Source organism: Streptomyces sp. NPDC005799, from assembly GCF_040630525.1.
Lineage (GTDB): Bacteria > Actinomycetota > Actinomycetes > Streptomycetales > Streptomycetaceae > Streptomyces > Streptomyces griseorubiginosus_B.
The window spans coordinates 40,195-53,283 of sequence record NZ_JBEXXQ010000020.1 but is presented as its reverse complement, the minus strand read 5'-3'; the positions used below and the strand labels follow the sequence as shown (position 1 = coordinate 53,283).

The 13,089-nt window shown below is 73.3% G+C and carries 9 protein-coding genes; 3 read left to right on the top strand and 6 right to left on the bottom strand.

Translation table 11 applies throughout. The annotated features are described in order from the left end of the window. Positions 1–50 precede the first annotated feature (50 nt). Both ABZ453_RS20835 and ABZ453_RS20830 read left to right on the top strand, forming a co-directional pair. Positions 51–809: a hypothetical protein gene (locus tag ABZ453_RS20835; RefSeq protein WP_359016411.1), complete on the top strand. Its 759-nt coding sequence runs from the start codon at positions 51–53 to the stop codon at positions 807–809. A 115-nt stretch (positions 810–924) separates the two neighbouring features. Continuing rightward, positions 925–2,490 carry a CocE/NonD family hydrolase gene (locus tag ABZ453_RS20830; RefSeq protein WP_359016410.1) on the top strand — a complete coding sequence of 522 codons (1,566 nt, stop codon included), beginning with the start codon at positions 925–927 and terminating at the stop codon, positions 2,488–2,490. A gap of 163 nt (positions 2,491–2,653) precedes the next feature. Here the strand turns inward: ABZ453_RS20830 and ABZ453_RS20825 are convergent, their stop codons facing one another. Beyond that, on the bottom strand, positions 2,654–3,061 hold the full coding sequence (locus ABZ453_RS20825) for a DUF6278 family protein (RefSeq protein WP_133041783.1): 408 nt from the start codon (positions 3,059–3,061) through the stop codon (positions 2,654–2,656). A 163-nt stretch (positions 3,062–3,224) separates the two neighbouring features. Between ABZ453_RS20825 and ABZ453_RS20820 the strand changes: the two genes are divergently transcribed. Continuing rightward, the gene (locus tag ABZ453_RS20820) at positions 3,225–4,991 is read left to right on the top strand and encodes an SGNH/GDSL hydrolase family protein (RefSeq protein WP_359016409.1); all 1,767 of its coding nucleotides are present in this window, start codon (positions 3,225–3,227) and stop codon (positions 4,989–4,991) included. Positions 4,992–5,002: 11 nt separating this feature from the next. Here ABZ453_RS20820 and ABZ453_RS20815 read toward each other — a convergent pair whose 3' ends face one another. The 5 genes from ABZ453_RS20815 to ABZ453_RS20795 form a co-directional block, all read right to left on the bottom strand. After that, on the bottom strand, positions 5,003–5,794 hold the full coding sequence (locus ABZ453_RS20815; protein WP_356760950.1) for an exodeoxyribonuclease III: 792 nt from the start codon (positions 5,792–5,794) through the stop codon (positions 5,003–5,005). Positions 5,795–5,846: 52 nt separating this feature from the next. Then, the gene (locus tag ABZ453_RS20810) at positions 5,847–6,482 is read right to left on the bottom strand and encodes an MBL fold metallo-hydrolase (protein WP_359016408.1); all 636 of its coding nucleotides are present in this window, start codon (positions 6,480–6,482) and stop codon (positions 5,847–5,849) included. Between the two features lie 69 nt (positions 6,483–6,551). After that, positions 6,552–7,859 (bottom strand): alpha/beta fold hydrolase, encoded by a 1,308-nt coding sequence (locus ABZ453_RS20805; RefSeq protein WP_359016407.1) that lies wholly within the window; start codon positions 7,857–7,859, stop codon positions 6,552–6,554. A 126-nt stretch (positions 7,860–7,985) separates the two neighbouring features. Beyond that, positions 7,986–10,223: an SWIM zinc finger family protein gene (locus ABZ453_RS20800; protein ID WP_359016406.1), complete on the bottom strand. Its 2,238-nt coding sequence runs from the start codon at positions 10,221–10,223 to the stop codon at positions 7,986–7,988. After that, the gene (locus ABZ453_RS20795) at positions 10,220–13,048 is read right to left on the bottom strand and encodes a DEAD/DEAH box helicase (protein WP_359016405.1); all 2,829 of its coding nucleotides are present in this window, start codon (positions 13,046–13,048) and stop codon (positions 10,220–10,222) included. The genes ABZ453_RS20800 and ABZ453_RS20795 overlap by 4 nt, the downstream gene beginning before the upstream one ends. Between the last annotated feature and the right edge of the window lie 41 nt (positions 13,049–13,089).

Below are 13,089 nucleotides of genomic sequence, written 5' to 3'. Positions count from 1 at the left end.
ATCGAACACCGGTACGTACCCGCCACGTCGGACCGCTACCATGCGCGCCCATGAACGACGACGTGCGCAACATCGTCCTGGGCGTGGTCGCGGCCGGCATCTCCGCCGCGCTCGGCTGGCTGGCCCGTACGTATCTGTGGCGGCGCAAACTCCGCCGCAAGCAGGCGTTCTTCGGGCTGCCGGACAACTCGGAATCGCTGCTGGTGGTCAACCGAGGCGTCGGCGGGCCCGAGTTGACCGTGATGCGCTACGACGTCTTCGCGCTGCTGGAACTCTCCGCCCTGATCAAGGACTGCCACGCCCACGCGCAGGTGCTCCCGCACGACACGGCGCGTCAGGGTTTCGGTGAGCGCACCGAGTTCTGCGTGGGCGGGCCGGCCTCGAACCGCCGTATGACGGCGCATCTGGCCTCCCTGCTCCCGGGCGTTCGGGTGAACGTGGACCCCGAGCCGGGGCCCGACCGCGGCGCCTTCCAGGTCGGCACCGAGCGTTACCGGGTGGAGACGGGCCGGGAGGAGTACGCCCTGCTGGCCCGGCTCACCGTGGACCAGAGCCCCCGGGCGCGCCCGGTGTTCCTCTTCTGCGGCCAGACCGCGATCACCAACCAGGCCGCCACCCGCTATCTCGCCCGCAACCACGAGCGACTGGCCCGCAAGTACGGCGACGACTCCTTCGTGCTGCTGCTGAAGGTGGTCAACTCGCAGGCGTACGGCCCGGACGTGGTCGAACTGGTCGCGGACGTGACCAGGGAGGCCAGGACCCCGCTGCCCACTCCGGCGGCTCCACGCAACTCCCACCGCGCGTCCTGAACTGATTCACACCACAACAATCGTTACTGGCACGTAACTTACTGGCGGGTTACCCCAAGTAAGGTGCCGCGGTTACCGTCTGGTCACTTTGCACTGTCCGAGTGAGGAGTGATCCGTGGGACACAGTCGCAACGCCCTGCGTACGACCGCCGTGGGCGCCGTCTCCGCGACCCTGATCGCCGGCTGCGTCCTCGGGGTCGCCCCCACCGCCCAGGCCGCGAGCGCCGTCCGCTTCGTCGACATCACCGGCGACGGCGGCACCGTCCTCAAGGCGAACGTCGTCCTGCCCCCGGGCGCCGACGGCACCCGCCGCTACCCGCTGCTCGTCCTCCCCACGAGCTGGGGCTTCCCACAGGTCGAGTACCTCGCCCAGGCCCAGAAGCTCGCCGACTCCGGTTACGTGGTGGTCGGTTACAACGTCCGCGGCTTCTGGCAGTCCGGCGGCGAGGTGGAGGTGGCCGGCCCGCCCGACACCGCCGACGCCTCCAAGGTCATCGACTGGGCGCTCGCCAACACCCCTGCGGATCCGCGGCACATCGGCATGGCGGGCGTCTCCTACGGCGCCGGCATCAGCCTGCTCGCGGCCGCGCACGACAAGCGGATCAAGGCGGTCGCCTCGCTCAGCGGCTGGGCCGACCTGATCGGCTCGATCTACTCCGGCCGCACCCAGCACGTGCAGGCCGCGGCCCTGCTGGACGGGGTGAGCGTGGTCACCGGCCGTCAGGATCCCGAAGTGCGCCAGGTCTTCGACGACTTCTACGCCTCCAACCTGTCGAAGGAGCAGGAGCTCGTCGACTGGGGGAAGAAACGTTCCCCCGTCACTTATGTGGACCAGCTGAACAACAACGGCGCGGCGGTCATGCTCGCCAACTCCTGGGGCGACACGGTCTTTCCGGCCAATGAGTACGCGGACTTCTACGAGAGGCTGACCGGTCCGAAGAGACTGGAGTTCCGCCCCGGCGATCACGCGACCCCCGAGCTGACCGGTCTGTTCGGCCTGCCCAACGACGTGTGGAGCGACACCGCGCGCTGGTTCGACCACTACCTCAAGGGCGCGGACAACGGCATCGACCGGGAGCAGCCGGTCCAGCTCAAGTCCCGTTCCACCGGCGGCTACGAGGGCTATCCGGACTGGAAGTCGGTCGCCGCGACCGAGCGGAAGATCGCGCTGGCCGGCACGACCACGATCCACACCAACGTCGACTCCGGGGCGGACGGCGGGATCGTGTTCCTCTCCAGCATCCTCGACCAGGTCGCACAGCTCCCGCCGGTCGCGGCCATCCCGCTGCTCCCCCGCCGCTGGGCCGCCGTGTGGCGGTCGGAGCGATATCCCACGGCCCAACACGTGCGCGGCACGGCCAGGTTGCACACCACCCTCACCCCGACGAACGAGAGCGGCACCCTCGTCGCCTACCTCTACGACGTGGGGCCGCTCGGCCTGGGCAAGCTGGTCAGCAACGCGCCCTACACCTTCCACGGACGGACCCCCGGAAGGCCGTTCGGCGTCGACCTGGAGCTGTTCTCCACGGCCTACGACGTCCCGGCGGGGCACCGTCTCGCGCTGGTCGTCGACACGGTGGATCCTCTGTACATCGAACACAACCCGTCCGGCGCGCAGCTGACCTTCTCCTCGCCGGCGAACGACCCGTCGTACGTGTCGATCCCGCTGCGCGAGCAGTGATCTCCGGCTGCCGCCGGGCGGATACGGTGTGATCTCCCCCTTGCTCACTCACTCCCGGCTGTGTCGTGGTTGCCGCAAACTAACCGGACGGGAGTGGAGGCGATAACCCGACACGCACTTATCGGGCATTAGCCGTATTTACGTCGATTCACGGGCCAAAGGATCACGTCTCCGCGACTTCTGCATACACCTGCGACAGCTCGGGGGCCCCGCTCGCGGCCCACTCGTGCCCCGACTCCACGACGTCGAACTCGCGGCCGGACTCCAGCCGGACCACCGGCTGGCCGTCCGACCGGATCTCCCAGGCGGCACCGGGCACGCCCCGCACGATGACGGTGCCCAGATAGAGGCCCGCGTCGTTGCCCAGCCAGGGCTCGTTCTCCTCCTCGTCCCGCCAGCGCGGCAGCAGCTGGTCGAGGGCCTCCAACGAGTCGACGGTGTCGTCGAGTCGGACACCCTCCTCGGCAGCCAGGGAGCGCAGCAGCTCGCACTCGGCGAGGAGTTCGGCGATGCCCTCGGGATCGAGGTCGCCGTATTTCTCGTGCCGGTCGCCCAGAAAAGGGATCTTCATACACCCAGCGTGTCATTCGCACCCTCGTACGCACCACAGGCGCGCGGGTGCTCACTTCGGGGTGATTTCACGGCGGTCCGCGCATGGCTCGTTGACGGTTGTCCGCCGTCTCTCTAGCTTCACCTGCGTCTTTCGTCCCCTTGGTGAGCGGGAGGAACCGGAGTTGCGTCGACCCGCACCAGGATGCGCGATCGTCATCGCCCTGTTCGCGGCCCTGGTGCCGGCCCCGACGGCATGCGCGGGCGCGTCCGGCCGGGCGCAGCCGCAGCCGTTGGAGCGGCTCTTCGACAACGCCGCGGTCAGCGACGACGCCCGCCCGGACACGGCGGACTTCGACGGTCTCGGCGCCTCCCTGTCGGCCCGGGACCTGACGGCCGCGGGCTGGACGCCCGGCCGCACGCTCACCGTGCAGGGCGCCCGGCTGACCTGGCCGCTCCGGCAGCCGGGCGAGCCGGACAACGTCCTGGCCGACGGACAGCACGTGCGCCTGGGCGGACGCGGTGACGCCCTCGCCTTCCTGGTGGCGGCCACGGGCGGTGCCACCGTGGGCGGCGCGGGCGAGGTTGCGTACGCGGACGGCACCCGCTCCTCTTACCGGCTGACGGTGCCCGACTGGCGCACCGGCCCGCTCGCCACCAAGGCCGTGGCGCTGCCGCACCGGAACACACCCGCGGGCCCGGTCGCCGGGCGGACCCGGCTGTACGTCGTGACAGTGCCGCTGGTCAGGGAACGACGGGTCGTCTCGGTACGGCTGCCCCGGACGGCCGGGGTGCATGTGTTCGCGCTGGCGGTGCGGGCGTCGGGGGCCGGCTGGACCGGGACCTGGGCGGCGGCCCCGTCCGGCTATCAGGCCGTGGGGCCGTGGAGCGACCGGACGGTGCGGCTGGTGGTGCACACCTCGGTGGGCGGGCCGCGGGTACGGCTGCGCTTCGACAACACCTTCGCGCAGGCGCCGGTGCGGATCGGGGGCGCGACGGTCGCCGTGCAGGCCGAGGGGGCGGCGGCGCGGGAGGTACCCGTGCCGGTGGCCTTCGGCGGGGCGGCGGGCATCGAGATCCCGGCGGGGGCACAGGCGTTCAGCGACCCGCTCGGCTTCACCGTGCCCGCGGACACGAATCTGCTGGTGAGCTTCCATCTGCCGGACACGGTGACGGCGGCGCCCGTGCACCGGCTCGCCGTTCAGCAGTCGTACGTCAGCGTGCCGGGCGATCACTCGGCCGACGCCTCGGCAGCGGCCTACACGGGCGTGCTCTCCGATTGGCCGCTGCTGACCGGAGTGGACGTGCGGGGCGGGCCGGGGTCGGTGGTGGTGATCGGGGACTCGATCACCGACGGCGACCGGTCCACGACGAACGCGAACCGGCGGTGGCCCAATGTGCTGACCCGCCGGCTGCTGGCGCAGTACGTGGTTCCGCACTACGGAGTGCTCAACCAGGGGATCTCCGCCAACCGTGTGGTCGCCGACGGGTATCCCGGTGACGGCGTGTCCACGGACGCCTCGGGGGTGAGCGCCCTCGACCGGTTGGACCGGGACGCCTTCGCGCAGACCTCGGCCCGCACGGTGATCGTCTTCGAGGGCGTCAACGACGTGCGCCGACTGGCGTCGGCCGGGCAGGTCGTCGCGGGGCTGCGGGAGATCGCCGACCGGGCGCATGCGCGGGGGCTGCGGATGCTGGCGGCCACCATCCTGCCCTGCGCGGGCGAGATCCACTGCCCGCCCGCCGTCGACGCCGAGCGGGTCGCGGTGAACACCTGGATCCGGGACAGCGGGGCCTTCGACGCCGTGCTGGACTTCGACGCGGCCCTGCGGGACCCGCGGCAGCCCGCGCGGATGCTGCCGGCGTACGACAGCGGGGACCACCTGCACCCGGGAGACGCGGGGCTCGCGGCGCTGGCCGACTCGGTGGACCTGCGGACGCTGATGCCGTGAGCCCGCGGGGCTCAGGGCGCCAGCGGTACGTCCAGGTCGACCACCACCGGGGCGTGGTCCGAGGCGCCCTTGCCCTTGCGCTCCTCCCGGTCCACGTACGCGTCGGTGACCGCCTTCGCGAAGGGCTCGTTGGCGTACACCAGGTCGATGCGCATGCCGCGGTTCTTGGGGAAGCAGAGCTGACGGTAGTCCCAGTACGTGAACGGGTGGTCGTACTTCAGGGGGCGCGGGACCACGTCCGACAGGCCCGCCTCGCGCAGGGCGGCGAGGGCCGCGCGCTCGGCCGGGGTGACATGGGTGAGGCCCTCGAAGGCGGCCACGTCGTAGACGTCGTCGTCCGTCGGCGCGACGTTGTAGTCACCGAGGACCGCGAAGGGGCGGCTGCCGGCCGCGTCTCCGGCGACGGCCGTCTTCAGCGCCTCGAACCACTGGAGCTTGTAGGCGTAGTGCGGGTGGTCCACCTCACGGCCGTTGGGCACGTACACCGACCAGACGCGGACCGGGCCGCAGGTCGCGGAGACGGCACGGGGCTCCACGCCGCCGTCGTAGCCAGGGTCGCCGGGCAGGCCCTTGACGACGTCCTCCAGGCCGACGCGGGAGAGCACCGCCACGCCGTTCCACCGGCCGGTCGCGTGCACCGCCGCCTCGTACCCCAGCTCGCGCAGCTGCTCGAAGGGGAACTGCTCCTCGGCCAGCTTGGCCTCCTGGAGGCAGAGCACGTCCGTGTTGCTGCTCTCCAGCCAGGCCAGGAGCCGCGGCAGGCGGGCGGTGATCGAGTTCACGTTCCAGGTCGCGATGCGCATGTCCCACAACCTACCGGGCGGGTACGACAACGCGGCCTCCCGCCCGTCCGGCTCAGACCTCCGCCGAGTCGCCCGGGGTCAGCCGCAGGTGCTCGGAGCCGCCGAGGCCGCCGATCTGACGGTCGTAGACCGGGCGGGCGAGGTCGGTGAGCAGGGCGTCGTGGATGTCGTAGGCGCGCCGCGGCTTCACCTCGCGGACGTAGTCGATGACCTCGGAGATCTTGTTCCAGGGGGCCATGACGGGCAGCATCAGTGTCTCGACCGGCCGGCCGGGGACGGTGAGGGCGTCGCCGGGGTGGAAGACCGTGCCGCCGTCGATGAGGTAGCCGACGTTGGTGATGCGCGGGATGTCCGGGTGGATCACGGCGTGCAGCTCGCCGTGGACCTGGACGTCGAAGCCGGCGGCGGTGAAGGCATCGCCGTGGCCGACGGTGTGCACCCGGCCCGGGAAGGCGGCGGAGATCTGCTCGGCGACCGACTTCAGGGTCCAGATCTCGGCGGCCGGGTCGGCCTCCAGGGCCGCCCGCAGCCGGCCCTCGTCGAAGTGGTCGGCGTGCTCGTGCGTGACGAGGATCGCGTCCGCGCCGACGGCGGCGTCCTGCTCGCTGAATCCGCCCGGGTCGAGGACGAGCGTCCGCCCGTCCTTCTCGAGACGCACGCACGCGTGGGACATCTTCGTGAGCTTCATGGCTCCATCCTGCCCTGTCGCGCGCCACCCGGACGGCCCGCCCCGGGACGAGAGCCGCCCGGTCGGCGGTCACTCCGTCGGGGTCGTCTCCTCCTTGATCACCTGCTGGGCGACCTTGAAGGCGCTGCCGGCCGCCGGCACACCGCAGTAGACGGCCGCCTGCAGCAGCACCTCCTTGATCTCGCCCGGCGTGAGGCCGTTGCGCAGGGCCGCACGGGTGTGGGAGGCGAGCTGGTCCAGGTGACCGCCGGCGACCAGCGCGGTGAGGGTGACGCAGCTTCGGGTCCGTCGGTCGAGGCCGGGCCGGTCCCAGATCTCGCCCCAGGCGTAGCGGGTGACGAACTCCTGGAAATCGCCCGAGAACTCGTCAGCCTGCGCCAGTGTCCGGTCCACGTGCGCGTCGCCGAGCACCTCGCGGCGGACCTTGATCCCGGCGTCGTACGGGTCCGGTCGTCCGTTCGGCTGCGGCGCTACGGCCGCCGGCGCGATCTCGGCGATGGGAACGGACTGCACGGGCTGCACCGGCGCGGTGAGGACCGGCTTGACGGGCGCGGCCGGGATGGCGATCTGGCCGGTGGAGGACTCGACGTAGCCCGGCTGCCAGGCGGTGGAGAAGTGCCGGACCAGCAGGTCGGTGACGGCGGCGGGCTGCTCGACCGGCACCAGGTGGGAGGCGGCGGGCACGACGGCCAGCCGGGCGTCGGGGATCCCGGCGACCAGGGTACGGGCCTCGGCGGGCCCGGTGACCTGATCCTCGGAGCCCACGAGGACGAGCGTCGGCACGCCCACGCTGCCCAGCTCGGACCGGACGTCGAAGGCGGCCAGCGCCTCGCAGGCGGCTATGTAGCAGCCGGGGTCCGTGGTGCGCACCATCTGCACGGCCCAGTCGGTGATCGCGGGCTGCGTGGCCGCGAACCCGCCGGTGAACCAGCGGTCCGGGGAGGTACGGGCGATGGGGTCGAGCCCGTTCGTCCGTACGATCACCCCGCGCTGGCGGAACTCGTCCGCCGTGCCGAAGCGTGGCGAGGCGGCGATCAGCGCGAGCGAGGCGAGCCGCTCCGGGTGGCGCAGCGCCAGCTCCAGGCCGACCGCCCCGCCGAACGCGCAGCCGGCGTAGCCGAAGCGCTGCACGCCGAGCCCATCTAGCGTGGCCAGCACCCGCGAGACGAGCTCGGCGACCGAGCCCGCCGGGTACGCGGGCGCGCCGCCGTGCCCCGGCAGGTCGAACCGGAAGACACGCCATTGCTTCATCAGCTCGGGCACCTGCCGGTCCCACATGTGCCAGGTGGTACCGAGCGAGGGTCCGAGGATGAGGACAGGGGCGTCGTCCGGGCCGTCGAAGCGGTACTGGAGGGCGGGGGACTTCGTCTCACTCACCGCTCCACGCTAACCGCCGTTTCCGGCCCCCCGGCCCCTGGGCCCCCGGACCTCACCCCCTGCTCCAGTGGATCACCGGCGAACCCTCACACCGCCTTCACGGGACGGTGGCTCACGGCACCACGATCACGGATCACCCGGCGTGCCGAGGCCCGTGAGGGCGCCCACCGGGTCGAGATCGGGGGTGCCGCGGGGCCACCAGTCGTCCCGGCCCGGCTCCGACTCGTAGGCGTACCAGAGGCCGTCGCGGCCGAGGCGGAGCTGGACGTGGCCGCGGGGGTGGGTGAGGTGGTTGCGCCAGGGGCGGAAGGCGGGGAGGTCCGCGGCGAGGAGGAGGGGGCGGGCCCGGTCGAAGCGTCCGGCGGGCGGGTCCCAGGGCTCCTCCAGGACGGCGAGCCCTTCCAGGCCGCCCTGGCGCCAGGCGGCGACCGCGCGGGCCAGGTCGGCCGGGGTACGGCCGGTGGCCGAGGCCAGCGAGGCGTACAGAGCGCGGGTGGCGCCGGTGAGTCCGGAACCGGGGCGGGCGGCGGCGAGCCGGACCGCGTCCTGCCACAGCGTCAGCTCCGCCACCGGGTCCCGTCCGGAGGTCAGCAGGGCGTGGGCGCGGGCCGCGGCGTCGGTGGCCAGCTGGTCCAGCGCGAAGGGGTCCGGGCCGCCGGGCGCGGCGGGGTAGACCGGGGGTTGCTCGGGGTGGGGCGGTCCGGGCAACGGCTGCGGGAGCGGCGGAAGGCGGCGTTCCGCGAGGGCTTCCGTGGCGCGCACGCCGGGAAGTGGTGCCGGTTGCTGGCCCTGGGCGGCGCGGGCCGCACGGGCGGCGTTCAGCCGGGAGAGCGTGTCGAGCAGCTCGCGTTCGCCGCGGCCGCGCAGCAGGAGCAGGACGAAGGGGTCGGCGTCGAGCAGACGGGCCGTCTGGTAGCAGAGGGCGGCGGCGTGCTTGCAGGGGTGGCCGCGGTCGGGGCAGCTGCAGTGCGGGTCGAGGTCGCGCGGTCCGGGCAGCAACGGCACGCCGCAGTCGGCGAGGGACTGCGGCAGCTCCTTGTCGAGCAGCGCGGCGATGTGCCCGGGCCGCTCGACGGCGGCGTCCAGGAACCGGTCCCAGTCGGCGTCGTCCAGGGTCCGCAGCCTCACCTGCACGCGATACGGGCGGGGCCGGCTGCCCTGCACGTACGCCAGCACGAGCCCCGGGGTGACCGTGATGGCGTCCACATGCCCCTGCTCGGCGTAACTCCGACCCCGCGCCAGCCGCTTGGCGTCCAGCGCGCCTTCCTCCAACGCGGTCACCCAGGCATTTCCCCACCAGGTCGCCGCGAACCGGGGCCCGGCCGAGGGGTCGGACGCACCGGAGGCCGCCGCTACCGGGGCCGGCAGCGCGGGGAAGGTGCGGCGCAGTTCTCCGTCGCGGGCGGGGGCGGCCATGGAGGGCGCGTGCTGGGGTGGTGCGGGGGTTTCGGAGGACCGGGGGCGGGAGGAGTCCGTGGTGTGGGAAGGGTCGCTCGGGACGGGTGACGGGGGCGGGGTCGGCCGAGCCACGCCTGAACTGTGAGCAGCACGGACGTCGTCGTGGCCCGGGCCGTCCGCCTCGTCCGGCGAAGGCATCCGGAAGGCCCCGGCCAGCAGCTCCTTCACGTCACGCGCCGTTACGCCACCGCCACCGCTACCGCTGCGACGGACCGTGCCGGCACCGCGTCCGTCCCCGGCCCGCTCCGCGCGACGTGGTCCCCAGGCCGGACGACCACCCGAGCGCCCGGCCTCCGCCTCGACCCGCCGCGCCTCACTCCGAGCGGCTCGCAGAGCCTCCCGCGCCACGGTGGCGGGCCGCACAGCCGGAGGATCCGTTGCCGAAGGGTTCCTCTCCTCCTCCTCGCTGGTCGATGGGCTCTCGTCGTCGCCCTGTGGCCGCACGATCGCGGGCTCGGTCTCCCCCTTCGACAAGTCCGCGTCGTTCGCCTCGGACGTGCCGGGCCGCCCCGCGTCATCGGTGTCCTCGCCCCTGCCCCGCCTGGCGGCGACCGCCTCGCGCAGTGCCGCACGTGCGCCGTCGCCGGGCCGGGGTTCATCACGCCGAGGGCACGCGGGCGCCTCCTCGGTTCCCACGGATTCCTCGGTCGCCGCGCTGTCGGTCGCCGCGCTTTTCTCGGTCGCCGCGCTCTCGTCAGTCGCCGTAGCATCACCGGCCGCTGGGTCCCCGGACCCTGCGTCCCCGACCGAAGGCCGCTCCACCGCCGGCTGCTTCACCGCGCGCTGCTTCACCGGCGACTGCTCCTCTGCCGACGGCTCGCCTGCGCCTTCCCCCGCCGCCCGTCGTTGCCGCTCCAGGGCTTCCCGCAGGGCTCGGCGGGCCTCGTCCGCCGGGCCCGGGGTCATGTGGGCCTCCGGAGGGACACGAGATCGGACAGTTCGCGGTCGGTCAGTTCGGTGAGGGCCGACTCGCCGGAGCCGAGGATGGCGTCGGCGAGGGCACGCTTGGCTTCGAGCATCTCGGCGATGCGGTCCTCGACCGTGCCCTCGGTGATGAGGCGGTGGACCTGGACGGGCTGGGTCTGGCCGATGCGGTAGGCACGGTCGGTGGCCTGTTCCTCGACGGCCGGGTTCCACCAGCGGTCGAAGTGGACGACATGGCCGGCGCGGGTGAGGTTCAGTCCGGTGCCGGCCGCCTTGAGGGACAGCACCAGGACCGGGGTCGCGCCGGACTGGAAGCGGTCCACCATGTGCTCGCGGTCGGGAACCGGCGTGCCGCCGTGGAGAAGCTCCACCGGAACGGCGCGGGCGGAGAGGTGGGCGGCGATCAGACGGGCCATCCCCACGTACTGCGTGAAGACCAGCGCCGATCCGTCCTCCGCCAGCACCGTGTCCAACAGCTCGTCCAGCAGCGCGAGTTTGCCGGAGCGGGCGAGCAGACGGCCGTCGGCCCCTGGCTCCTCCTTCAGGTACAGCGCCGGATGATCGCAGATCTGCTTCAGCGCGCCCAGCAGCTTCAGCACCAGGCCCCGGCGTGCGATCCCCTCCGCGGTCTCGATGGCCAGCATCGACTCCCGCACCACCGCCTCGTACAGCGCCGCCTGTTCGCGGGTCAGCGGCACGGGATGGTCGGTCTCGGTCTTCGGCGGCAGCTCGGGGACGATCCCGGGGTCGGACTTCTTGCGGCGCAGGAGGAAGGGGCGCACCAGGCGGGCCAGCCGCCGCACCGCCTCCTCGTCCTCGCCGTTCTCCACGGCGCGCGCGTGGCGGGCGCGGAAGGACTTCAGGGGGCCCAGGAGCCCGGGAGTGGTCCAGTCGAGCAGGGCCCACAGTTCGGAGAGGTTGTTCTCCACCGGTGTGCCGGTCAGGGCCACGCGTGCCGGGGAGGGGATGGTGCGCAGTGCCTTCGCGGTGGCCGAATAGGGATTCTTGACGTGTTGTGCCTCGTCGGCGACGACCATCCCCCAGGGCTGTTCGGCCAACTGCGGCGCGGTCGTGCGCATCGTGCCGTACGTCGTCAGCACGAAGCCGTCCTCGAGGTCGTCGAGCGTGCGGTCCGGGCCGTGGAAGCGGCGGACGGGGACGCCGGGCGCGAACCGGGTGATCTCCCGCTGCCAGTTGCCCAGCAGGGAGGCCGGGCAGATCACCAGGGTGGGCTCGGTGCGGGCCCGCTTGAGGTGCAGGGCGATGACGGTGATCGTCTTGCCCAGCCCCATGTCGTCCGCGAGGCAGCCGCCGAGGCCGAGGGAGGTCATGAGGTCCAGCCAGGCCAGGCCGCGCAGTTGGTAGTCGCGGAGGGTGGCCCGCAGATCCGGGGGTGGTTCGGCGGGGCGCACTCCTGCCGTCAGCCGCTCACGGAGGGCGGCGAGCGCGCCGACCGGCACCGCCTCGACCGTCTCGCCCTCCACCTCCGCGCTGCCGGTCAGGGCCACGGAGAGCGCGTCGACGGGGTCCAGCAGGCCCAGTTCGCGTTTGCGGGCCTTGCGGACGAGGGCGGGGTCGACCAGGACCCAGCGGTCCCGCAGCCGTACGACCGGGCGGTGGGCCTCGGCGAGGGCGTCCATCTCCGCCTCGCTGAGGGGATCGCCGCCGAGCGCCAACTGCCAGCGGAACTGCAGCAGTTCCTCGCTCTCGAAAAAGCCGGTGCCGTCGGTCGCCGAGCCCGGCGCGGACCGTACGACCGCTGCCGCGGACAGGTCCTGGGCGAGGTCGCGGGGCCAGTGCACGGCGACCCCGGCGGCCGCGAGCCGGGTGGCGGCCACGCCGAGCAGATCGCCCAGCTCGTCGTCGTACAGCGCCAGGACGTCGGGCACGTCCTGCTCGGCCAGGCGGTCGAGCGGCGGCCAGATCCGGGCCGCACGGCGCACGGCGAGGGCCGCGTCCACGCGGGCGCGGGGGCCGAACACCACGTCCGCCTCGCCCGCCCACAGGGCCGCCGCGTCGACGACCATGGTGGGGTCGGCGAGGCTGTGCACCTGGACGATCGCGGCGCCCGCCCTGCGCACGCCCTCGTCGTCGTCGAACAGTTCGTACGCCGACAGATCGAGGCGGAGCGAGATGCGCACGCCCGCGTCCATGCCGGCGGCGACCTCCGCCGCCCACTCCTGGGCGGCGGGCAGGCGCTGGGGCCGGCGGTCCGCGAAGGGCCTGCCGGAGACATGCGGTGCGGCGGGGGTGCGGGGCAGGGTGTCGGCGACCGCGTCCAGGAAGGAACGCATCAGCGCCTCCGGCTCGGGCAGCCGCAGCGGGCCGGGGCCGGGCAGCGGGACCGCGTGTCCCTCGGAGGGCAGCGCGGCGGCGACCGCGCGGAGATGCGCGATGTCGTCCGGGTCCAGCGGCCCGGCCCGCCAGGCGTCGTGGCCGGTGGCCGTCAGTCCGGGCAGCAGACGGCCGCGCGCGGTCAGCCGCAGGGCGTGCAGGGCGGCCGCGCCCCAGCAGGCGGTGGCGGGGTGGGCGGCCGGGTCGCGCCGGGCGCGGACGAGGAGGGGCAGGGCCTCGCCGACCGGCAGGGTCAGGGCGGGGGTGGTCCGGCGTCGTACGCCCGCGCCGTGCCGTCGTACGACCGTGAGCTCGGTGTCCTCGGCGGGCAGGAGGCCGCCGTCGGGGTCCCAGAAGGCGACGCGGCCGTCCCGGGGCAGGGGCGCGGGCAGGAAGACCGCCGCGAGCCGGACGGGGACCGACGCCCCCGCGTCCCCCCGCTCCCGCTCGGCCACCGCAGCCGTCGCACGCATACGACCTGTCACCTCCCGCCCGTGTGTCGGATCAGACGTCT